At 70.6% G+C, this 22,064-nt stretch carries 17 protein-coding genes; 7 read left to right on the top strand and 10 right to left on the bottom strand.

Annotated features, from left to right (window positions below):
- Nucleotides 1-116: 116 nt before the first annotated feature.
- Complete coding sequence (locus tag OG496_RS24070; protein WP_399392212.1) at nt 117-818, bottom strand: Rv3235 family protein; 702 nt, start codon at nt 816-818, stop codon at nt 117-119.
- Nucleotides 819-1,152: 334 nt separating this feature from the next.
- Here OG496_RS24070 and OG496_RS24065 point away from each other — a divergent pair, with 334 nt between their 5' ends.
- Both OG496_RS24065 and OG496_RS24060 read left to right on the top strand, forming a co-directional pair.
- Complete coding sequence (locus tag OG496_RS24065) at nt 1,153-1,668, top strand: DUF6912 family protein (protein ID WP_366490438.1); 516 nt, start codon at nt 1,153-1,155, stop codon at nt 1,666-1,668.
- 86 nt (nt 1,669-1,754) lie between these two features.
- Nucleotides 1,755-2,423: an HAD family hydrolase gene (locus OG496_RS24060; RefSeq protein WP_405972354.1), complete on the top strand. Its 669-nt coding sequence runs from the start codon at nt 1,755-1,757 to the stop codon at nt 2,421-2,423.
- 134 nt (nt 2,424-2,557) lie between these two features.
- Here OG496_RS24060 and OG496_RS24055 read toward each other — a convergent pair whose 3' ends face one another.
- On the bottom strand, nt 2,558-3,124 hold the full coding sequence (locus OG496_RS24055; RefSeq protein ID WP_366490440.1) for a DJ-1/PfpI family protein: 567 nt from the start codon (nt 3,122-3,124) through the stop codon (nt 2,558-2,560).
- Between the two features lie 648 nt (nt 3,125-3,772).
- Between OG496_RS24055 and OG496_RS24050 the strand changes: the two genes are divergently transcribed.
- Both OG496_RS24050 and OG496_RS24045 read left to right on the top strand, forming a co-directional pair.
- The gene (locus OG496_RS24050; protein WP_405972353.1) at nt 3,773-8,704 is read left to right on the top strand and encodes an NAD-glutamate dehydrogenase; all 4,932 of its coding nucleotides are present in this window, start codon (nt 3,773-3,775) and stop codon (nt 8,702-8,704) included.
- A gap of 165 nt (nt 8,705-8,869) precedes the next feature.
- Nucleotides 8,870-9,322, top strand: a complete 453-nt coding sequence (locus OG496_RS24045; RefSeq protein WP_405972352.1) for a GtrA family protein — start codon at nt 8,870-8,872, stop codon at nt 9,320-9,322.
- On the opposite strand, the gene OG496_RS24040 is transcribed toward OG496_RS24045, so the two are convergent.
- Nucleotides 9,319-10,200 (bottom strand): ABC transporter ATP-binding protein, encoded by an 882-nt coding sequence (locus OG496_RS24040; RefSeq protein WP_405972351.1) that lies wholly within the window; start codon nt 10,198-10,200, stop codon nt 9,319-9,321. The genes OG496_RS24045 and OG496_RS24040 overlap by 4 nt on opposite strands.
- Nucleotides 10,193-11,110, bottom strand: coding sequence for an ABC transporter permease (locus OG496_RS24035; protein WP_366490444.1), 918 nt, complete (start codon nt 11,108-11,110; stop codon nt 10,193-10,195). Before OG496_RS24035 ends, OG496_RS24040 begins: the two co-directional genes overlap by 8 nt.
- 481 nt (nt 11,111-11,591) lie before the next feature.
- On the opposite strand from OG496_RS24035, the gene OG496_RS24030 reads away from it, so the two are divergent.
- Entirely contained in the window at nt 11,592-12,218 is a 627-nt protein-coding gene (locus OG496_RS24030) for a TetR/AcrR family transcriptional regulator (protein WP_328682918.1), read from the top strand.
- A 20-nt stretch (nt 12,219-12,238) separates the two neighbouring features.
- Here the strand turns inward: OG496_RS24030 and OG496_RS24025 are convergent, their stop codons facing one another.
- From OG496_RS24025 to OG496_RS24015, 3 genes are all read right to left on the bottom strand, one after another.
- Entirely contained in the window at nt 12,239-13,204 is a 966-nt protein-coding gene (locus tag OG496_RS24025) for an ADP-ribosylglycohydrolase family protein (RefSeq protein WP_405976697.1), read from the bottom strand.
- 13 nt (nt 13,205-13,217) lie between these two features.
- Nucleotides 13,218-14,198, bottom strand: a complete 981-nt coding sequence (gene galE / locus OG496_RS24020; protein WP_405972350.1) for a UDP-glucose 4-epimerase GalE — start codon at nt 14,196-14,198, stop codon at nt 13,218-13,220.
- Between the two features lie 79 nt (nt 14,199-14,277).
- Nucleotides 14,278-15,549: a glycosyltransferase 87 family protein gene (locus tag OG496_RS24015; RefSeq protein WP_405976696.1), complete on the bottom strand. Its 1,272-nt coding sequence runs from the start codon at nt 15,547-15,549 to the stop codon at nt 14,278-14,280.
- A 176-nt stretch (nt 15,550-15,725) separates the two neighbouring features.
- Between OG496_RS24015 and OG496_RS24010 the strand changes: the two genes are divergently transcribed.
- Nucleotides 15,726-17,465, top strand: coding sequence for a glycosyltransferase family 39 protein (locus tag OG496_RS24010; RefSeq protein ID WP_405976695.1), 1,740 nt, complete (start codon nt 15,726-15,728; stop codon nt 17,463-17,465).
- On the opposite strand, the gene OG496_RS24005 is transcribed toward OG496_RS24010, so the two are convergent.
- Nucleotides 17,425-17,898 (bottom strand): MarR family transcriptional regulator, encoded by a 474-nt coding sequence (locus OG496_RS24005; RefSeq protein WP_366490448.1) that lies wholly within the window; start codon nt 17,896-17,898, stop codon nt 17,425-17,427. The two genes, OG496_RS24010 and OG496_RS24005, sit on opposite strands and share 41 nt — an antisense overlap.
- A gap of 130 nt (nt 17,899-18,028) precedes the next feature.
- On the opposite strand from OG496_RS24005, the gene OG496_RS24000 reads away from it, so the two are divergent.
- The gene (locus OG496_RS24000; protein ID WP_019056748.1) at nt 18,029-18,442 is read left to right on the top strand and encodes an organic hydroperoxide resistance protein; all 414 of its coding nucleotides are present in this window, start codon (nt 18,029-18,031) and stop codon (nt 18,440-18,442) included.
- 79 nt (nt 18,443-18,521) lie between these two features.
- Here OG496_RS24000 and OG496_RS23995 read toward each other — a convergent pair whose 3' ends face one another.
- Entirely contained in the window at nt 18,522-19,838 is a 1,317-nt protein-coding gene (locus tag OG496_RS23995; RefSeq protein ID WP_405972349.1) for a hypothetical protein, read from the bottom strand.
- Nucleotides 19,835-22,057: a CDP-glycerol glycerophosphotransferase family protein gene (locus tag OG496_RS23990; RefSeq protein ID WP_405972348.1), complete on the bottom strand. Its 2,223-nt coding sequence runs from the start codon at nt 22,055-22,057 to the stop codon at nt 19,835-19,837. Before OG496_RS23990 ends, OG496_RS23995 begins: the two co-directional genes overlap by 4 nt.
- Between the last annotated feature and the right edge of the window lie 7 nt (nt 22,058-22,064).

Genomic DNA, 22,064 nt, shown 5'->3' with positions numbered 1-22,064 from the left:
GCGTCGACCGGCACGGGCGGGGGCGACCCGGCGCAGGGGGCGGTTGCCTTGGCCGTCAGCCGTCAGCCCCGGTCCGCCGCAACCGCCGTAGGCCCCTGGTCCGCTGTCAGCGCTCCTCAGTCGTCGTCCGGGTGCGGGGCGCGGGAGCCGCCCAGTTCCACCGCCGTGCAGCGCCAGCGGAGGTCCGCGCCGCGTTCCAGGCGGAAGGCCATGGCCCGTACCTGGTCACCGGCGCCGATGCGGGCGAAGGCCTCCACGGCGCCCTCGCGGGCGACGTAGTAGCCGATGTCCCGAACCACCGGGCGCGTGCCGCGGGTGGCGCGCAGGGGGCCGTGTTCCGCGAGGCGGGCCAGTTCGTCGTAGGCGCGGCCGGCGGTGTGCCGGAGCATCCAGTGGACGGGCCGCTGACCGCTCAGCACGGCGAGGAGACGGTCGGCGAAGAGGTCGGTGGGGCGGGGCTGCGGGACGCGGCCGCGGGCGGCCTGGGCGGGGACAGTGTGAGGGTCGGCGTGGGCCGGGGTGCGGCCTGCCGCGGGAGCTGGCGTCGTAGGGGCTGTGCGGTGGCTCGGCGGCGGCGTGAGGGCCGTAGAAGCTGAGCCCTGGCCTGGCGTCCGGGCGGACGCTGTACGGGCTGCGCCTTGGCCGGGAGCCGCAGCCGGGGTGTCCCTCGCCGGAGCCGCGCTCTCCGCCGCGGGCGCCGTACGGGACGTTCCCCCGCCCTGTCCGCGAGGTGAAGCCGTGCCGGGGCGGCGGGGGTCGCGGCGGGTCGGGGGGCGGGTCGGGGTGTGCTGGGCGGTCCTGGTCATGACCTTGTGCATGGGAGGCCCCGTTGGGTCGGCCCGGGATGTACCGGGAAGTAACTTGCTGGTTGGGGATCTTGTACGGGGCCATGGGCAGGGGGAGCAAGGACGTGGCGGCGCGGGTCGGAGGGGCCGGAATGTTCACTTATCCGAGTGATCCGGAGGGCCGGAAGCCCGTCGCCGCAAGAGCGTGCCGGGTGAATCACCGGCGTGGGGTGGACGCCCTCAGAGGTGCGGGTGGGGACTCGATGGGGGACCCGCGCACGTATCCTGGAGGCCCTCACGGAGGCGCGGCACCGTCCGCGGAACCGTCCTCCCCGAGGCACTCTCCGAACTACGAAAGCGGTCAGCCATGCGCGTCTACGTCCCCCTGACCCTCCCCGGTCTCGCCGAGGCGTACAAGACGGGCGAGCTGGGGACGGGACCCTTCGTCGCGTACGCCGTGACGCCCGCGCTGCGCGAGTGGTACCTCTCCGACGACATCGAGGAGCTGGAGTACGCGGCGCTGAACCGGGCCGCGCTCGCCTCCCTGCGGCTGCTGGCGGTCCACCCCGACGCGCCGCGGCGCCGGGTCGTGGTCGCCGTCGACGTACCCGACGGCACCGCGCACGCCGACCCCGACCGCGGACTCGACCCGGCTGCGCTCGGCGAGGTGCGGGTGACCGGAACCGTGGCGCTGGCCAAGGCGGCCGCCGTGCACGTGGATCTCGGGGACGCGGAGGGCGACGTGAGCGCCGCCGCCGACGCGCTTCCGGCGGCCGACCGCGGGGACGACGACGCGCAGTTCGTCGTGGACGGGGCCGAGGACCACGAGCTGCTCTGGTACGCGACGCAGGAGATCCCGAACCTCGTCGGGCTGGCCGACTGAGCCTTTTCGGCGGCGGTCGGATGGCCGTATGTGCCCGTTGACCTGCGATTATCTTGATTGTCAGTGGCGGCGGGTACTTTTTTGGCATGGGGATGCAAGGAAGCGCGCACATCGTCTGGGACTGGAACGGCACGCTGTTCCACGACAATGACGCGATCATCGGGGCGACGAACGCGGCGTTCGCCGAGCTGGGGCTGACGCCGATCACGATGGAGGAGTACCGGGCGCTGTACTGCGTGCCGGTGCCCAAGTTCTACGAGCGGCTGCTGGGGCGGCTGCCCACCGACGCCGAGTGGGAGGTCATGGACGTGACCTTCCATCGGTACTACTCCGAGCATCGCGTCGTCTGCGGGCTCACCGAGGGCGCGGCGGACCTGCTCGCGGGGTGGCGGACCGCGGGGCGCAGTCAGTCGATCCTCAGCATGTACGGCCATGACGAACTCGTCCCGCTGGTAAGGGAGTTCGGGATAGAACCGCACTTCATACGGGTCGACGGGCGCACCGGCCCCTCCGGCGGCAGCAAGGCCGAGCACATGGTGCGCCACCTCGGGGCACTGACCGGCGTGGATCCCGCACGCACCGTCGTGATCGGGGACGCCGCCGACGACGCGGTGGCCGCCCTGCACGTGGGCGCGCGAGCCGTGCTCTACACCGGCGGTTCGCACAGCCGGGCCAGCCTCGAAGTGGTCGGCGTCCCGGTGGTGGACTCGCTGGCGGAGGCCGTCGCGGAGGCGGAGCGGCTGGCGGCGGCGTGACGGTGACCTGTCGGCCGGTGTGACGAGGCGCGGTGCCTCAAGGGCTCTGTGCCTCGGAGACACGGCGCCTCAAGAGACACCGCGCACCCCGTCACGTCCTGCCCACCCCCGTCACCTCACGCCGACCGCCGAGGTCACGTCACCGGTGCCTTCGCCCGCAGCACCGTCAGGAACTCCCGCATCCAGCTGGAGTGATCCGGCCACGCGCGAGCGGAGACCAGCGTGCCGTCGACCACCGTCTCGGTGTCCTGGAAGGTCGCACCGGCGGCCTGCATGTCGAGTTCGAGCGCCGGGTACGCCGTGACGCGCCGGCCGCGCAGGCCGTCGATCGCGGCGGTGAGCAGAGGGCCGTGGCAGATCTGGGCCACGGGCTTGTCCGTGTCGAAGAAGGACTTGAGGATCTTGCGGAGTTCGGGATCGTTGCGGAGGTACTCGGGGGCCCGCCCGCCGGGGATGACGAGGGCCGCGTACCGGCCGGGATCGACCTCGGAGAAGGCGAGATCGGCGGGCCAGGTGTAGCCGGGCTTCTCGGTGTAGGTGTCGAAGCCGGGTTCGAAGTCATGGACGACGAACTGCAGCTTCTTGCGCTCGGGAGCCGCGATGTGGACCTCGTAGCCCTCCTCGCGCAGGCGCTGGTAGGGGTAGAGGACCTCCAGCGACTCCGCTGCGTCGCCGGTGACGATGAGGATCTTCGCTGTCATGTCGGTGCGCTCCTCTGTGGCCGTGGCAGGCGTCTCCGCCGGGCGTCATGGACTCACGGGTCCGCGGGCTCAAGGGCTCGTGGACTCATGAGCCCACGAGCAACGTGCCGCGCGCCGGGGTTCTTGCCAAGGGCCCTCGCGGCCCGGACTCCGTCATCGTCCCGACTGCCCGTGAATACGACGATTTCATGCTCTGCGCCCCTGTGCATAACGTCAAAGTTCCACCCTCTGTTTTGTACACAACCGGCTCGTGACGAGCCCCCGGTGAGGAGAGATAGCCTTGTGGCGTGATCAGCGCGATATTTCGCGGGGGCATCGTCGCCCCTGCTCCGCGCCCGGCGACCACGGACGACATCCGTGACCGGGCGGCGGTCGCTGGTCCCAGGGTCTGCCCGACAGACCCTCGCGGGCGGGACGGAGCTCCAAGGGCTCCCAGGACGCCGTGCACACCCCGGGTACCGACGCGACAGAGAGCAGCGTCACACCCGTCGGGCGTGCCGAAAATGGCTGATAACCCACCGCTCATCTCACCTTGCGGCATAGCGTCTGAGCAGACCGGAGAACCCGGGCCGTGGCGTCGAGCCGCAGGGGAAGTGACCGTACTTCTTTCTACGTCACGCAACGGCGCGCGACAGGAGCCAGAGGACAATGCAGACCAAGCTGGACGAAGCAAAGGCCGAGTTGCTCGAAAGGGCTGCTCGGGTAGCTGAGAACAGCCCGGTCGGGGGGCATCTACCCACCGGGACGACGGACGAGAGCACTCCGGACCAGGAGACCGTGCTCGCGTTCCTCCAGCGCTACTACCTGCACACCGCCCCGGAGGACCTCGCGGACCGCGACCCGGTCGACGTCTTCGGTGCCGCCTTCTCCCACTACCGGCTGGCCGAGACCCGCCCCCAGGGCACGGCGAACGTACGGGTGCACACCCCGACGGTCGAGGAGAACGGCTGGACGTGCAGCCACACCGTCGTCGAGGTCGTCACCGACGACGTGCCCTTTCTCGTCGACTCGGTGACCAACGAGCTGACCCGCCAGGGCCGCGGCATCCACGTCGTCATCCACCCGCAGGTCGTCGTCCGCCGCGACCTCACCGGCAACCTCATCGAGGTGCTCACCACCCCGCCCGCCGGCGAGCTGCCGCACGACGCGCACACCGAGTCCTGGATCCACGTCCAGATCGACCGTGAGACCGACCGCGCCGACCTGAAGCAGATCACCGCCGACCTGCTGCGCGTCCTGTCCGACGTGCGTGAGGCCGTCGAGGACTGGGAGAAGATGCGGGACTCGGCCCTGCGGATGGCCGACGAGCTGCCCACCGAGCCGACCGCCTCCGACCTGCCCTCCAGCGAGGTCGAGGAGGCCCGTCAGCTGCTGCGCTGGCTGGCCGCCGACCACTTCACCTTCCTCGGCTACCGCGAGTACCAGCTCCGCGAGGACGACTCCCTCGCGGCGGTCCCCGGCACCGGCCTCGGCATCCTGCGCTCCGACCCGCAGCACGGCGGGGAGGACAGCCACCCGGTGAGCCCGTCCTTCGAGCGGCTCCCGGCCGACGCCCGGGCCAAGGCCCGCGAGCACAAGCTCCTCGTCCTCACGAAGGCCAACAGCCGTTCCACGGTGCACCGTCCGTCGTATCTCGACTACGTGGGCGTGAAGAAGTTCGACGAGAACGGCGAGGTCGTCGGCGAGCGCCGCTTCCTGGGCCTGTTCTCCTCGGCCGCCTACACCGAGTCCGTCCGCCGGGTTCCCGTGATCCGGCGCACGGTCGACGAGGTGCTCGAAGGCGCCGGCTTCTCGCCCAACAGCCATGACGGGCGCGACCTGCTGCAGATCCTGGAGACGTACCCGCGCGACGAGCTGTTCCAGACCCCGGTCGACGAACTCCGGTCCATCGTCACGTCCGTGCTCTACCTCCAGGAACGTCGGCGACTGCGCCTGTACCTGCGCCAGGACGAGTACGGCCGCTACTACTCGGCCCTCGTCTACCTCCCGCGCGACCGCTACACCACCGGCGTACGCCTCCGGATCATCGACATCCTTAAAGAAGAGCTCGACGGCATCAGCGTCGACTTCACCGCCTGGAACACCGAGTCGATCCTCTCCCGGCTGCACTTCGTGGTCCGCGTCCCGCAGGGCACCGAGCTGCCGGAGCTGTCCGACGCCGACAAGGACCGCATCGAGGCCCGCCTGGTCGAGGCCGCCCGCTCCTGGGCCGACGGCTTCGGCGACGCGCTGAACGCCGAGTGCGGCGAGGAGCGCGCGGCCGAACTCGTGCGCCGCTACGGCAACGCCTTCCCCGAGGGCTACAAGGCGGACCACTCCCCGCGCGCCGCCGTCGCCGACCTGGTCCACCTCGAACAGCTCACCGAGGAGCAGACCTTCGAGCTGAGCCTCTACGAGCCGGTGGGCGCCGCCCCCGACGAGCGCCGCTTCAAGATCTACCGCAAGGGCGCCCCGGTCTCCCTCTCGGCCGTGCTGCCGGTCCTCAGCCGCCTCGGCGTCGAGGTCGTCGACGAGCGGCCGTACGAACTGCGCTGCTCGGACCGTACGACGGCGTGGATCTACGACTTCGGGCTGCGGATGCCCAAGTCGCAGAACGGCAGTGGGGACCACCTCGGCGACGACGCACGCGAGCGGTTCCAGGAGGCGTTCGCCGCCACCTGGACCGGGCAGGCCGAGAACGACGGCTTCAACGCGCTGGTGCTGAGCGCCGGGATCGACTGGCGGCAGGCGATGGTGCTGCGGGCGTACGCCAAGTACCTGCGGCAGGCCGGTTCGACCTTCAGCCAGGACTACATGGAGGACACCCTCCGCAACAACGTCCACACCACCCGGCTGCTCGTCTCCCTGTTCGAGGCGCGGATGTCGCCGGACCGGCAGCGCGCCGGGCGCGAGATCGTGGACGCCCTCCTCGAAGAGGTCGACGCGGCGCTCGACCAGGTGGCGAGCCTCGACGAGGACCGCATCCTGCGCTCCTTCCTGACCGTCATCAAGGCGACCCTGCGCACCAACTTCTTCCAGGAGGCGCTCGGCGGGCACGCGCACGCGTACGTCTCGATGAAGTTCGACCCGCAGGCCATCCCGGACCTGCCGGCGCCGCGGCCGGCGTACGAGATCTGGGTGTACTCGCCGCGCGTCGAGGGCGTGCACCTGCGCTTCGGCAAGGTCGCGCGCGGGGGTCTGCGCTGGTCGGACCGGCGGGAGGACTTCCGGACCGAGATCCTCGGCCTGGTCAAGGCGCAGATGGTGAAGAACACCGTCATCGTGCCGGTCGGCGCCAAGGGTGGCTTCGTCGCCAAGCAGCTGCCCGACCCGAGCGTGGACCGGGACGCGTGGCTGGCCGAGGGCATCGCCAGCTACAAGATGTTCATCTCGGCCCTGCTCGACATCACCGACAACCTGGTGGCCGGCGAGGTCGTCCCCCCGGCGGACGTCGTCCGGCACGACGAGGACGACACCTACCTGGTGGTCGCCGCCGACAAGGGCACCGCGACGTTCTCGGACATCGCCAACGGGGTCGCCGAGAGCTACAACTTCTGGCTCGGTGACGCCTTCGCCTCCGGCGGCTCGGCCGGCTACGACCACAAGAAGATGGGCATCACCGCGCGCGGTGCCTGGGAGTCCGTCAAGCGGCACTTCCGGGAGCTGGGCGTCGACACGCAGAGCGAGGACTTCACGGTCGTCGGCGTCGGTGACATGTCCGGTGACGTGTTCGGCAACGGCATGCTGCTCAGCGAGCACATCCGCCTGGTCGCCGCCTTCGACCACCGGCACATCTTCCTCGACCCGACCCCGGACGCGGCCGTCTCGTACGCCGAGCGGCGCCGCATGTTCGAGCTGCCCCGCTCCAGTTGGGCCGACTACAACACCGACCTGCTGTCGGCCGGCGGCGGCGTCTTCCCGCGTACCGCGAAGGCGATCCCGGTCAACGCCCACGTCCGCGAGGCCCTCGGCATCGAGGACAAGGTCGCCAAGATGACCCCGGCCGACCTCATGAAGGCGATCCTCAAGTCGAGGGTCGACCTGCTGTGGAACGGCGGCATCGGCACGTACGTCAAGGCCAGCACCGAGTCCCACGCGGACGTCGGCGACAAGGCCAACGACGCGATCCGCGTGGACGGCGCCGACCTGCGCGTGAAGGTCGTCGGCGAGGGCGGCAACCTGGGCCTGACCCAGCTCGGCCGGATCGAGTTCGCCCAGCAGGGCGGCAAGATCAACACGGACGCGATCGACAACAGCGCGGGCGTGGACACCTCGGACCACGAGGTGAACATCAAGATCCTGCTCAACGGCCTGGTCACCGACGGCGACATGACCGTCAAGCAGCGCAACAAGATCCTCGCCGAGATGACCGACGAGGTCGGCGCGCTCGTCCTGCGCAACAACTACGCGCAGAACACCGCGATCGCCAACGCGCTCGCCCAGTCCAAGGACATGCTCCACGCCCAGCAGCGCTTCCTGCGCACCCTGGTCCGCGAGGGCCACCTCGACCGGGCCCTGGAGTTCCTGCCCACCGACCGCCAGATCCGCGAACGCCTCGCCCAGGGACAGGGGTTGACCAGTCCCGAGACGGCCGTCCTGCTGGCGTACACGAAGATCACGGTCGCCGACGAGCTGCTCCACACGTCGCTGCCCGACGACCCGTATCTGCGCACCCTGCTGCACGCCTACTTCCCGACGGCGCTGCGCGAGAAGTTCGCCGAGCAGATCGACACCCACGCGCTGCACCGCGAGATCGTCACCACGGTCCTCGTCAACGACACGGTCAACACCGGCGGCACGAGCTTCCTGCACCGCCTCCGCGAGGAGACCGGGGCCTCCCTGGAGGAGATCGTCCGGGCGCAGACCGCGGCCCGCGCGATCTTCGACGCCGCCGAGGTGTGGGACGGCGTCGAGGCGCTCGACAACACCGTCGAGGCGCCAGTCCAGACCCGTATCCGCCTGCACTCGCGCCGCCTGTGCGAGCGCGGCACCCGCTGGCTGCTCAACAACCGGCCGCAGCCGCTCCAGCTCGCCGAGACCGTCGAGTTCTTCAGCGAGCGGGTCGAGCAGGTCTGGTCCCAGCTGCCCAAGCTGCTGCGCGGCGCGGACCTGGACTGGTACCAGCAGATCTACGACGAGCTCACCGGCGCCGGCGTCCCGGCCGAACTCGCCACGCGCGTGGCCGGGTTCTCCTCCGCCTTCCCGGCGCTCGACATCGTCTCGGTGGCCGACCGCACGGGCAAGGACCCGATGGACGTCGCCGAGGTCTACTACGACCTCGCCGACCGCCTGCACATCACCCAACTCATGGACCGCATCATCGAGTTGCCCCGCGCGGACCGCTGGCAGTCCATGGCCCGCGCCTCCATCCGCGAGGACCTGTACGCGGCCCACGCGGCGCTGACGGCCGACATCCTCGCGGCGGGCAACGGCACCTCGACCCCCGAGCAGCGCTTCGTGACCTGGCAGGAGAAGAACACGGCGATCCTGGGCCGGGCGCGTACGACTCTGGACGAGATCCAGAGCTCGGAGACGTTCGACCTGGCCAACCTGTCGGTGGCGATGCGCACGATGCGAACGCTGCTGCGGACGCACTCGTAGTCCCTGGGTCGTAGCTGCTACGACCCTTCTTTAGAAGTCGCTTCTTCAGAAGTGGCTACGACGATGAGGGCGCCCCGGGCCGCGACGGCTCGGGGCGCCCTTTTCATGGAGTGCCTTAGGGGTAATCAGGGGAAGGACTTACTCTGCCCCGCTAAGCCTGGTGACGTGACTCTGAACCTCACCGAGGAACGCGTGACCGAGCCCGTCCGACCGGTGCGCAAGGTCGTCCTGGAAGTCGTGAAATTCGGGATCGTCGGCGGCAGCGGCGTCCTCGTCAACTTCGCGGTCTTCAACGCCCTGCTGCACGGCCTGCACTGGCCCGCGATGCTCGCGACGGTCCTGGCCAGCTGCGTCGCGATGGGCGCCAACTACCTCGGCTTCCGCTACTACACCTACCGCGACCGCGACGCCCCCGGCGCCCGCCGGATCGCCCTGTTCTTCGCCTTCAGCGGCATCGGCGTCCTCATGGAGAGCGGCCTCTTCTACGTCGGCTACCACGGACTGGGCCTCCACGGTCCGCTTGAGGCGAATGCCGTGAAGGCCCTGTCGATCGTGCTCGCGTCCGCGTTCCGCTTCCTGGTCTACCGCACCTGGGTGTTCCAGGACGAGGACCTCTAGGCGACGGCGACCTGACCCGTCGGCGCCGGGGCCGGGGCCGGTTCCCTGGGCTTGTCGGCGCCGCCCGTGAAGGCCTCGTACGCCTCCAGGACCTCCTCCGTCGGCCCGTCCATCCGCAGCTCACCGCGCTCCAGCCACAGCACGCGGTCGCAGGTGTCGCGGATCGACTTGTTGTTGTGGCTGACCAGGAAGACCGTGCCCGCGTGCTGGCGCAGCTCGCGGATCCGCTCCTCGGAGCGCCGCTGGAACGACCGGTCGCCCGTAGCCAGCGCCTCGTCGATCAGGAGGACGTCGTGGTCCTTGGCGGCGGCGATGGAGAACCGCAGCCGGGCGCCCATGCCGGAGGAGTACGTCCGCATCGGCAGCGTGATGAAGTCGCCCTTCTCGTTGATCCCGGAGAAGTCGACGATGCCCTGGTAGCGCTCCTTGACCTGCTCCCGGGACATGCCCATGGCGAGGCCGCCGAGGTACACGTTGCGTTCGCCGGTCAGGTCGCCCATCAGGGCCGCGTTGACGCCGAGGAGGGAGGGCTGGCCGTGGGTGTAGATACGACCGTTCTCGACCGGGAGCAGGCCCGCGACCGCCTTGAGGAGCGTGGACTTGCCGGAACCGTTGGTGCCGATGAGCCCGATCGCCTCGCCCTTGTAGGCGACGAACGACACCTTCTTGACGGCGTGGACCTTGCGGACACCCGCCGCCTTCTCGGCCTTCTCGCGGCGCATCATGCGGTTGAGGGCGGCGGTCGCGGAGCCGCGTCCGGCGCCGGTCCCGTTGACCCGGTAGATGATGTCGACGCCGTCGCAGACGACGGTGGGGATCGTGCTGTCCGCGGCCACGGGGGTCCGCTCGGTGTGGTACTCGATGGTCTGCTCAGCCACGGCCGTACGTCTCCTCAGCCTTCCAGAAGTAGATGAAGCCGCCGACTCCGGCGATCAGCGCCCAGCCCAACGCCGCCGGCCACACGTGCGGGGGGAGCTGGCTGGAGTGGAAGCTGTCGATCAGTGAGTAGCGCATCAGGTCGATGTAGACGGCCGCCGGGTTGGTCTCCAGGGCGAGCGTCACGATGTGCGGCAGGTGGTCCTTGCTGGTCAGCTTGTCGATGCTCCACATGACGCCGGAGACGTACATCCAGGTGCGCAGGATGAACGGCATCAGCTGCGCGATGTCCGGCGTCTTCGCGCCCATCCGGGCCATGATCATCGAGACGCCCGCGTTGAACGTGAACTGCAGGACCAGCACCGGGACCGCCATCAGCCAGGAGAAGCTGATCGGCACACCGAAGCAGAGCAGGATCACGACCAGGGCGGCCATCGAGAACAGCAGCTGTTGGAGCTGCTGGAGCGCGAACGAGATCGGCAGTGCGGCCCGGGGGAAGTGCAGGGCCCGGACCAGGCCGAGGTTACCCGAGATCGCCCGGGTGCCCGCCATGATCGAGCTCTGCGTGAACGTCCAGATGAACACGCCCGTCACCAGGAACGGGATGTAGTCCGGCACGCCGCGCTTGGTGCCCAGCAGGATGCCGAAGATGAAGTAGTACACCGCCGCGTTCAACAGCGGCGTCATCACCTGCCAGACCTGACCCAGCTTCGCCTGGCTGTACTGCGCGGTCAGCTTGGCGGTGGCGAACGCGGTGATGAAGTGCCGGCGCTCCCACAGCTGGCGGACGTACTCGCTCAGGGAGGGGCGGGCGCCACTGACCGTGAGGCCGTGGCGTGCGGCGAGCGCCGCGAGGTCGTCTTCGTCGGCCGGAGCCGGCGAAGGGGGCGGTGTGTGGAGGACCTGGCTCACATCCGCTGCTTTCGCTCGGGGGGAGGGGGTGCGTGCGTCCGGCTGCCGTGTCCCGTCGCCCGGCGTTTCCTTACGCTTCTCTTTACGTTCTCTTACGTCGGAACGGGACCGTATCGTCGCAACGTGAGCGTAGGCGGATTCGGCGTCGGAACGCAACCGTTTCGTCGTGACGGATGTGATGAGGCCGTTAGGTTTTGGGCCGGGACGGGCCTGTTGCGTCGATACGCTCTGGGTAGGCGGGGCTGGACGGTGGGGCGGTTCGTCGTCGGGACGCGTCGGGCGCGTCGTGGGGACGGGTCCGACGCGTTGCTAGGACGGGTCGGTTCCGTCGCGGCGACGAGCCGGTTGCGTCCCGACGTGCCGCTTGCCGGTCCGCCGCGCACGCCGCCCGCGTTACGACGAGCCCGTTTCGTCGCGACGCGCCACACGTACCCCGCGTCGGAACGCAACCGTTTCGTCGCAACGCCCCTATGCTTGGGCTATGACGACGAACGCCGACGAGCCCCAGACACGTCAGCGCCGCCGCACCCCCGCCGGGGCGGCCGTACTCCGCGAGGATGTGACCGAAGCCATTCGGGCGGCGGTCTTCGAGGAGCTGGCGGCGGTCGGGTATGCCCGGATGTCGATCGAGGGGATCGCGCGGCGCGCGGGAGTGGGCAAGACGGCGGTGTACCGCCGCTGGCGTTCGAAGCTGCACCTGGTGCTAGACGTGGTGTCGGCGATCGCGGTGATGGGGCTGCCGACCCCGGACACCGGTTCGCTGGAGGGCGACCTCCGGATGCTGTACGAGGTGACGTCACGGGCGCTGCGTCATCCCGTCGCCTCGCAGATCATCCCGGACCTCCAGGCGGAGGCGGCCCGCAACCCCGAGATCGCCGACGCCATGCAGAAGGCGCTGCGTGAGGGCCAGGAGGGCGTGGCCAGCAAGATCCTCGCGGCGGCGGAACGGCGTGGCGAGATCCGCCCCGGCATGGACGAGGACCTGGCCCTGGACCTGATCTCCGGCCCCCTGTACTGGCGTGCCGTGGTGATCCGCAGCCCGAAGCTGCCGAAGGGGTACCTGGGGGCGCTGGCCCGGGCGACCACGGAGGGTCTCAAGGCGCTGTAGGGCTCCGCCGTGGCCGTCGGCTAGCCGGTACCCCCGTGATCCAACCGCCGTGCCAGTTCCCCGAGTTCGGCCGCCCGCAGCACCCGACCACCGAAGCCCGGCAGCGGTGCGTGCAGGGCCTCGGTCCAGCGTTCCGGGATCGCCGCGCTCCCGTACACCGCCCCGGCGAGGCCGCCCGTCACCGCGGCGACGGTGTCCGTGTCGCCGCCGAGGTCGATCGCGGCGCGTACGGCGTCCTCGTAGGAGGTCGTGGTCCGCAGGGCCCAGACGGCGGAGGCGAGGCAGGGCCAGACGGCGCCGTTGAACTCCGTCGCCAGGTCGGGGTGCCAGTCCGGGGCGAGGACGACGCCGTAGCGCTCCCGGTGGTCGGGGTGGACGGACCGGAGGGTCTCCGCGACGGCGTCGAGCGGGTCGCCGCCGTCCAGTGCGACGCGCACCAACTCGTGGAAGACGGCGGTGCCTTCCCAGGCCGCGCGGTCTCCGTGGGTGAGCGCGGCGATGCGGCGGGCGGCGTCCATCGTGGCGTCGCGTCCCGCGCGTGCGAAGTGGACGGCCGACGGGGCGGCGCGCATCAACGCACCGTTCCCGGCGCCCCGTTGGCTCGTCTGGAAGTGCAGGGCGGCGGCCTGGTCCCAGGGGTCGCCGCTGCTCAGTACGGCCTCGGTCTGCAGGCCGATGTCCTTCGGGTCGGCCGCCGCCCATTGCCGGAACCTCCGGAACACGTCCGGGAGTTGGAGCCCGCCGCACTCCAGCAGAGACTCCGCGACGAGTACGGCCATCTGCGTGTCGTCGGTCGCCTCGCCCGGGTCCCAGCCGCCGCCCCCGCACATCTCGCCGCCGTGACCGGGCACCGGAAACCGGGCGGAGAAGGCGCCTTCGGGACCGAACTCGAAGGGCGCGCCGAGAGCGTCGCCGACGGCGGAGCCGAGAACGGCGCCCAGGGCGCGTTCCGATCGGGAACAGCCGTCCACCGGGCCGGAGTTCATCAGATCGCGCACATCAAGACCGCGCGGCCCCCGGATGCAGCCGCACCCACCCCTCCCAGGCCGACGCGATCATGTCCTGGACGTCGTGCTTGGCCTTCCAGCCCAGTTCGGTGGTGATGCGGTCGGCGGAGGCGACGACGCGCGCCGGGTCGCCGGGGCGGCGGGGGTGGACGGTCGGGGGGCGGTCGTAGCCGGTGACCGCGTTGATGAGGTCGATCATCTCGCGGACCGAAACGCCTTCCCCGCGGCCGATGTTGAGGGTGAGGGCGCGGCCGGGGGAGGCCTGGAGGGCGCGGGCCGCGGCGACATGGGCCTCGGCCAGGTCCACGACGTGGATGTAGTCGCGGACACAGGTGCCGTCCGGGGTGGCGTAGTCGTCGCCGAAGATGCGCGGGGGCGCGTTCTCGGTGAGCTTCTCGAAGACCATGGGGACGATGTTGAAGACACCGACGTCGGCGAGTTCGGGGGCGCCGGCGCCGGCCACGTTGAAGTAGCGCAGGGAGGCCGTCGACAGGCCCGTCGCCCTGCCCGTCGCGCGGACCAGCCACTCACCCGCCAGTTTGGTCTCGCCGTACGGCGACATCGGGACGCAGGGCGTCTCCTCGGTGACCAGCTCCACGTCCGGCATGCCGTAGACGGCCGCCGAGGACGAGAAGACGAAGGACGGGACGCCGGCCGTGGTCACCGCCTCCAGGAGGACACGCAGACCCTCGACGTTCTCCCTGTAGTAGTGCAACGGCAGGTCCACCGACTCGCCGACCTGCTTCTTCCCCGCGAGATGGACGACTCCGGTGACGTCCTGGTCGGCGAGGGTGCGGGCGACCCGTTCCGCGTCCAGGGTCGAACCCACCACCAGGGGCACGCCGTCGGGCACGCGCGCGGCGATGCCGGTGGACAGGTCGTCGTAGACGACCGCCTGTTCGCCCGCCTCGGTCATCGCCCTCACGACGTGCGCTCCGATGTAGCCGGCGCCGCCTGTGATCAGCCAGGTCATGTGCGGCCGTCCCCTCCGTCACTGGATGTCGTTCGACCCGCGCGCGGTGCGTCCCCCACACGCTTCGGGCCTCAGTCAATCAGGCGCCGGAGTGTGCCGAGGTCAACTGCTGGGACTCCCCGTAGGGGCCGGGGGACTGCACGCGCGCGTGCGTCGTCGCCGGGAGCGGCCTCGACGACCGCCACAGGCGGACGAACGACAGGACGGCCGCGGCGGCCAGCAGACCGTTGCGGACGACCATGAGGGCGCAGCCCGTCCAGGTGGAGTGGATGACGTCGACATACAGGACGGGGAACTCGACGGAGCTGACGGCGGTCGCCGCCACGATCAGCGCGGCCACCGCGCGCTGGGTCGTGTGCCGCGAGGTCAGGCAGACGGCGGCCAGGCCGAGCAGCCAGATCATGTACTGGGGGCTGATCACCCGGCTGGTCACGGTGAACAGCAGGACGGCGCTCATCGCGGCGTCGTACGGGGTCGCGTCGGTCCAACGGCGGGCCCGGAGCCGCCACCACAGCAGAAGCCCGAAGGCGACCGCCGTGAGCGCGAGGGAGGCGTCGGCGACGGCGGAGACGTACGGTCCCGTGAACTCCATCGCGCCGTACCGGTAGTGCACCTGGCCCGGCCAGCCGACGTGGGTCGCCAGGCCGAGGACCGTGCCGCCGAGTGACTCGATCTGTACGCCCCGGCCGCCCTGTTGGCGCAAGAAGGCGAAAGGATTGTTGAACAAGGCTACGAGCATCATGAGCGACAAGGCACCCGTCCCCACCGCCCACGACCACACCGACCGCGTCGTCCGCCCCCTCGGCATCCCCAGCAGCACCAGCGCCGGCCACACCTTCACCAGCGCGCCCAGCGCCGCGAACGCGCCGCACACACGCGTGGAGCGCGACAACGTCAACAGGGAGATGACGGCGAACGCCGTGACCTGCACGTCGTAGCGGACGAGGGGCATGTGCAGGAGGAGGGGGAGGCAGGCGACCCAGTACGCGGCGCCGCGCAGGCTGTGGCCGGGGCGGGTGCCCGCGCGGGCCAGGGTCAGCGTGATCACGGCGTCGGTCGCGAGGGTGAGGGCGACGAACGCCTGGAAGTACGTCAGGTCCGGCAGCAGTGCGGGGGCCAGGAGGACGGGGCCGGCGCCCGGCGGGTACTGCCACAGCGGGTCGTGCGCCGGGAACGCGCCGTGCGACAGGACGCCGTACCAGTGGTGGTACAGGCGCCACACCTCACGGGCGACCCCGCCCCGGCCGAGCAGGGGGAGGCCGTTGTACGCGAGGAGGAGGAGCATCCCCGCGCGGGTGGCGAGCCAGGCGAGGGTGAGGGCGAGGAGGCGGTGTCTGCGGACGGCGTTCATCATGGCGGATCGTAAGCCGGGTGAATGCCGCAGGAATGCTAATACACCGTCAATCGTCGATAAGAGCTTGCTAACAGTACAAAATCAGCCAGGTGGACAGCCAAGGTGAGGGTGAGTACAGGCACGGGCGACGGACGCGTGCGGGGGTCGTCGCCGTGGTCGTGCCGGTGGTCGTCATGCTCGTGCTGGGGCTGTGGGGGCTCGACCGCGGCGGGATGTGGGGCGACGAGAGCGTCACGTTCCTGGTCGGGCGGCGCACGGTGCCGCAGATCTGGCACCTGCTGCACGGCGTCGACGCGGTGCACGGCCTGTACTACCTCCTCATGCACGCCGTCCTCGCCGTCCACCCCGGCGAGGTGGCCCTCCGCCTGCCGTCCGTGTGCGGCGCGGCGGCGACGGCGGGCCTGGTCGCGGCCCTCGGCGTCCGCCTGGCCCGCCCCCGCGTCGGCCTCTGGGCCGGCCTCCTCTACGCGATCACCCCGCTGACCGGCCACTACGCCCAGGAGGGCCGCTCGTACGCCCTCGTCGCCGCGGGCGTGGCCGGGGCGACGCTGCTCCTGGTGCGGGCGTTGGAGGGGCGGTCGTGGTGGCCGTACGGCGCTGTCCTCGCCGTGACCTTTCTGCTGCACGAGTTCGCGGTCCTGGTGCTCTGCGCGCACGCGCTGACGCTGGCGGCGGCGCGGGTGCGCAGGGCGGTGTGGCTCGGCTGGGGATGCGCGGTGGGTGCCGCGGTGGGCGCCCTGTTGCCGCTGGCCTGGGTGTCCCAACGGCAGTCCGCCCAGGTGGCCTGGCTGAGGGTGCCGGACTGGGACACGACGGAAGGGCTCGCCCGCGACTTCCTCGCCGTCACCCCGACCGGCGTCGTCTTCTGGACCTCGGTCCTGCTGATCCTGCTCGGCCTCGGCTCCGGCCGGCTCACGTCGGTCGCCCTGCCGTTGCTGCTGGTGCCGCCGGTGCTCCTGTTGACGGTGTCTCAATTCCGGCCCTTGTTCCACGAGCGGTATGTGCTGTACGCGCTGGCGGGGGCGCCGTTGCTGGCGGCGGCGGGGGCGGATCGAGTGGTGGGGGCGGTGAGGTGGCTGTGGCTGGAGGGGCGGGGGGTGTCTGACGGTCGGCGCGCGGAGGCCGACCTCGTGGTGGCCGGGACGCGGAGTCGCCGCGAGTTGGTCGGTGCGGTGAGTGGGAGCAGTCGTACGGCCGGAGCCGACCGTACGACCGGAGCTGGAGCCTCAAGCCAACTACCCCTGAGCGGAGTTGACTGCCCGAACCCCCCACGGCCCGGCGACCACCACCGCCTGCCGGCCGACCGCCGCGCATTCCGCCGCACCCCCCTCGCCGACCGCACCCCCATCGCCACCCTCGCCACCCGCGCCAACCTCATCACCCTCGCCGGCGTCCTTGCCGCAACCGTCCCCTTCCTCCACGGACTCCCCGCCTACCGGAGCGACCGTGACGCGGCGCGTCGCCCCGAGAATCTCGCCGCCGTCTCCGCGCTCGCCGGGCGTGAACTGCGGCCCGGGGACCCGGTGTTGTTCCTGCCGTCGTTCTGGCGGGTGACGGCGTCGGCGTATCCGGGGCCGTTCGTCGGGGCCCGGGATCTGGCGCTGGGGGAGTCGGGGGCGAGGTCCGGGACGCTGAGTGGGCGGGAGGTGGGGCCGGGGGAGTTGCGGGCGCGGCTCGCCGGTGTGGACCGGGTCTGGATCGTCGCGCAGTCGAATCTGCTGCCCTCGCGCTGGGTGCCGGGCGACCCGACCGACCGGGTCAAACTCGACGTCGTGGACGGGGAGTTCGCGCGAAGACAGCAGTACGTACGAGGGCGGGTGAAGCTGGCCCTCTACATCCGCCGGATGCCCCCGCAGTCGATGCGGTTGGCGCCTACGCCTCGTCCAGTGTCGCCGAGTCCAACGCCCCCGTGAGCTGGTCGAGCCGCTCCCGCAGCGCCCGGATCTCGTCGATGTCGAAGCCGGTCGCACCGAGGATGCGCCGAGGCACCTCGACCGCCCGCTCGCGCAGCGCGACGCCCTCGTCGGTGAGCCGTACCTCCACCGAGCGCTCGTCGCGGACGCTGCGCTCACGCCGTACCAGACCGGCCGTCTCCAGCCGCTTGAGCAGCGGGGACAGCGTGCCGGAGTCGAGTCGCAGGTGTTCGCCGAGCTTCTTGACGGGCAGCTCGCCGTGCTCCCACAGCACCAGCATCACCAGGTACTGCGGGTACGTGAGCCCGAGATCCTTGAGGATCACGCGGTACACACCGCCGAAGGCGCGCGACGCGGCGTTCAGGGAGAAGCAGATCTGCTGGTCGAGGCGGAGCCAGTCCGTGGTGGGCGTGGCGGCGGGAGTGGTGGTCATGTCCCCAGGATAGCGCTAGCGGGCCATTTAGTTGTGGACAATTGAATTGTGTGCTCTACTTGTCGTCGTGAGGCGGTCCGGACACCCGGACCGGCCACCCCCGTACAGACTTCCGAGAGGGATGGTTTCCATGGACGCGATCTACACCGCCGTAGCCACCGCCACCCACGGCCGCGACGGCCGCGCGGTCAGCAACGACGGCAAGATCGACCTTCAGCTCGGCATTCCGGTCGAGATGGGCGGCAACGGCCAGGGCACCAACCCTGAGCAGCTGTTCGCCGCCGGTTACGCCGCCTGTTTCGGCAGCGCCCTCGGCCTCGTCGGCCGGCAGGCCAAGGTCGACGTCACCGACGCGGCCGTGACCGCCGAGGTCGGCATCGGCAAGCAGGGCGAGGGCTTCGGCCTCAAGGTGACCCTGCGCGTCGAGCTCCCCGACACCGTGGACGAGGCGACCGGCCGCAAGCTGGTCGAGACCGCCCACCAGGTCTGCCCCTACTCGAACGCCACCCGCGGCAACATCGAGGTCGACCTCGTCATCGAGTAGTCACTACGACCCTCCCGTGACCCGGCACAGAGGTGGCCGGCGGCATACACGCCGCCGGCCACCTCTGTCACGCCCCGCCTCACCTCACCGACTGAGCGTGCTCCCCAAACCCAGGCCCAACTCCCTGCCCAGGAACCGACGTTGGCACAGGGCCACCCACACCCACAACCGCCTTCCCCCGCACCACGCTCTCCAGCAGCAACGGCACCCCCACCACCGGCAACAACCACACCAGCACGATCAACCGCCCACCCCACACGCTGATATCGGGATGCGCGGCCTGTGTGAGAACCCCCGTGAACGCGGCCCCGATCAGGAACACCCCGAACGCCGGCCGCCGCACCGCACCCCACACCCCCGCACCCAGCGCCGCCGCGAGCATCGGCTGCCACAACTGCTGCCGCGTCCACTCCACCCAGAAGTTCGCTTCCAGGTGCAGGAATTCGGGCCACAAGCGCGTGCGGTCGGGCCGGGCATAGTGATCGGTGAGCAGGTCCTGAAGGCTGTCGGTCTGGGACGGGTAGTGCAGCGCGCCCGCCAGAACCAGCGTGCCCAGCGCGGCAGTTGCGCCCAACGCGGCGACCGTCACCAGCGCGCGCCCCGGCGCCCGCCCGCGCCGCCACCGTCCTACGGCGACCAGCGCGCCCGCACCGGCCAGGCACAGCCCGAGGAACAGGGACTGCGAGTGCTTGACGGTGAAGAGGAGCACCAACGAACCGCCCACCAGGGCGAGTCCGGCACGCGTACGCCGCCCCTTCAGCACCAGCGCGCAGCCCCACACCGCCGCCAGCGTCAGGGCCGTCATCAGCCCCTCGGTCATCGGCCGCATCGAAGTCGTCCCGCACGGCAGGACGTAGTAGAGGGCCTGCCCGGTCAGCGCGAGCGGCACCGACACGGACAGCGTGCGCAGGATCAGGAAGACGAGTACGCCACCCCCGACGGTGAGGACGACACTCGCCGACCACATCCCCCAGACCGGCCCGAGCAGCGTCACGAACGGCACCAGGAACACCGGGTATCCGGGCCGCACTTCGAAGATCCGCATGAACCGTTCCGACGTGAACGGCGTGATGAACCCGCCCGTCTGCCCGGCCCGCAGCCGCGCGTTCACCCCCCGCCACTCCGCGTCCCGGCACTTCTTCGCGACGCGCGCGGCGGGGTCCTTGCCGTGGAAGTTCAACGGGTTCACGCTCTGGTCGCGCCGCGCGTTCGCCCCCTGGCTCGCGCAGCTGTAGTCGATCGCGACGGTCGCGGCCTCGCGCTCGCTCGCCCCGCGCAGACTCATCGCGTACGACAGGTAGTTCTTCGTGTCGGGGGTCGCCCGCCCGGTGACATTGGCGAGTTGGAGCACCGCGAACACGGCGGCCAGCACCAACACCCAGGTGCGCGGCCTCATGAGGACGCCAACTGGTCGTGACCGGCGGCGGGAGAAGGGACCCGCGCAGCGGATTCGGTCTGCGGCAGCCAGTCGACGTCCCCCAGAAGCAGCGTCCGCACGACCCTCTCGGCGGCCCTCCCGTCGTCGAACTCGCAGTACCGCGAACGGAATTCACCCCGCAGCCGCGTCGAGTCGTCGTCCCGCCAGGCACCCGACGCGAACACCCACGCCAACTCCCGGTAGGAACCGGACACATGACCCGGTGGAGCGGCGGTGACGTCGAAATAGGTTCCCCTGCTTGCCGCGTACGCCTCCCGGTCATCGGCGTGCAGCACGATCGGCCGGTCCAGGTTGGCGTAGTCGAACATCAAGGCCGAGTAGTCGGTGACGAGCGCGTCGGACGCCAACATGACGTCCTCCACGGAGGGTTCGTCGGTCGCGTCGACCAGAACACCGCGCCGGTGCAGGTCCGCGAGGCCCATCCCGCGCGCGGGGCCGGTCGCGAGGGACGGGTGCAGCCGTACGACGAGGGTGTGCTCCGGGCCGAGATCCTCGGCGAACCGGGCCAGGTCCAGCCGGTCGACGTGCCCGCCCCGGATGTACTCACGACGGGTCGGCGCGTACAGCACGACGGTGTTCCCGGCGGGGATACCGAGCCGCTCCCGAACTGCCGCCCCCGCTCCCGGTGTTGCGGCGACCAGGACGTCGTTGCGCGGGCTCCCCGTCCGCGCCGACGCGAAGTGGCACGGATACGCCCGCTCCCACACCAGCTCCGAGTGCCGGTTGGCGACCAGGCTGTGGTCCCAGCGGTCGGCGCGGCGCAGCATCTGCGGTACGTCGACGCCGTAGCGGCCGCCGGGCTTGTCCAGGAGGTCGGCCGCCATGTACTTGAGCGGGGTGCCCTGGTGGGTGTGGATGTGGACGCTTCCGGGGCGCTTGGTGAGGGTGCCGGGCCAGTTGACGTTGTTCACGAAGTACGTGGCGCGGGCCGTGAGTTGGCGGTATCGCAGGGTGTTGAGGAGGACGTGCTCGACGTCCGGCGGCAGCAACGCGGCCTGTTCCGCGTCCTGTACGACCCACACGCCCCTCAGGTGCGGGGCGATCTCCCGCGCCTTGTAGTACACGGTGGCCGGGTCGCCGAGGACCCCGCGGTGCGAAAAGGCCGAGTAGACAACGAGGTTGGGGTCGAGCGAGCGGCGGGCGTGCAGCGCGCCCCAGCCGCCCTTGACCCGTGAGGCCGCCGACTTGCGTGCTTGCAGCGCCCGGCGTTCGAGCTGTCGGGTGGCCCGTCCCGCCTGTCGCCGGACCCGGTACAGCGCGTAACTGCCTTCCAGGGCACGGACTTCGGCGTCCGCCTTCACGCCCGCCGGCTTGTGCTTGGCGAACAGCTCGGCTGTACGGCGGAAGAACTCGGCCTTGTCGGACGGGGGCAGCCGGTCCGGTTTACCCAGGATGTCGAGACAGTGCTCGCCCATCTTCCGGTGCAGGTACGGCAGCCAACTCGCCAGCTCCGGGCGGGAGTCGACGAACGCGAAGACCCGCTCGTACTGGTCGTGGATGTCGAAGTGCTTGCGGCTGGTGGTGGACAGGATGTTGCCCTGCCGCCGCTGCCGGTAGTTGAGGCAGATCCGGTCCAGGGTGGCGATCCGTTCGGCGCTGAGCAGCACCGGGAACGTCCAGGGCGTGTCCTCGTAGTAGCCCGGCGGGAACTCGAAGGCGTGCTTGTGCACGAACTCCCGGCGGTACACCTTGTTCCACACGACCATCAACAGGTCGAGGATCTCCGGGTGTTCGGCGACCGTGAAGGCGCCGTCGACCTCCGTGAGGACGTGCGCGAGGACGTTGCGCCGGGTGCCGCCCCACCAGTAGGTGCGCGCGTAGTCGAAGACCAGGACGTCCGGGTCGCCGCTCGCGTCGAGCCGGTCGGCCATCGCGCGCAGGGCGCCCGGGGTGAGGGTGTCGTCGCTGTCGAGGAAGAACAGGAAGTCGCCGGTGGCCAGGGGCATTCCGGCGTTGCGGGCGCGGCCGAGACCGACGTTCTCCGGCAGGTGCAGCACCTGCACGCGCGGGTCGCGGGCCGCGTACTCGTCGAGGATCGCGCCGCAGTCGTCGGGCGAGCAGTCGTTCACGGCGATCACCTCGATGTCCTGGTACGACTGCTCCAGAACCGAGTCGAGGCACTCGCGCAGAAAGCCCTGCACCTTGAAGACGGGGACGATGACGCTGAAGCGGGGCACTTCGGGT

This window comes from Streptomyces sp. NBC_00988 (assembly GCF_045162645.1).
Taxonomy (GTDB): domain Bacteria; phylum Actinomycetota; class Actinomycetes; order Streptomycetales; family Streptomycetaceae; genus Streptomyces.
This window is presented reverse-complemented; position numbering and strand designations above follow the sequence as displayed.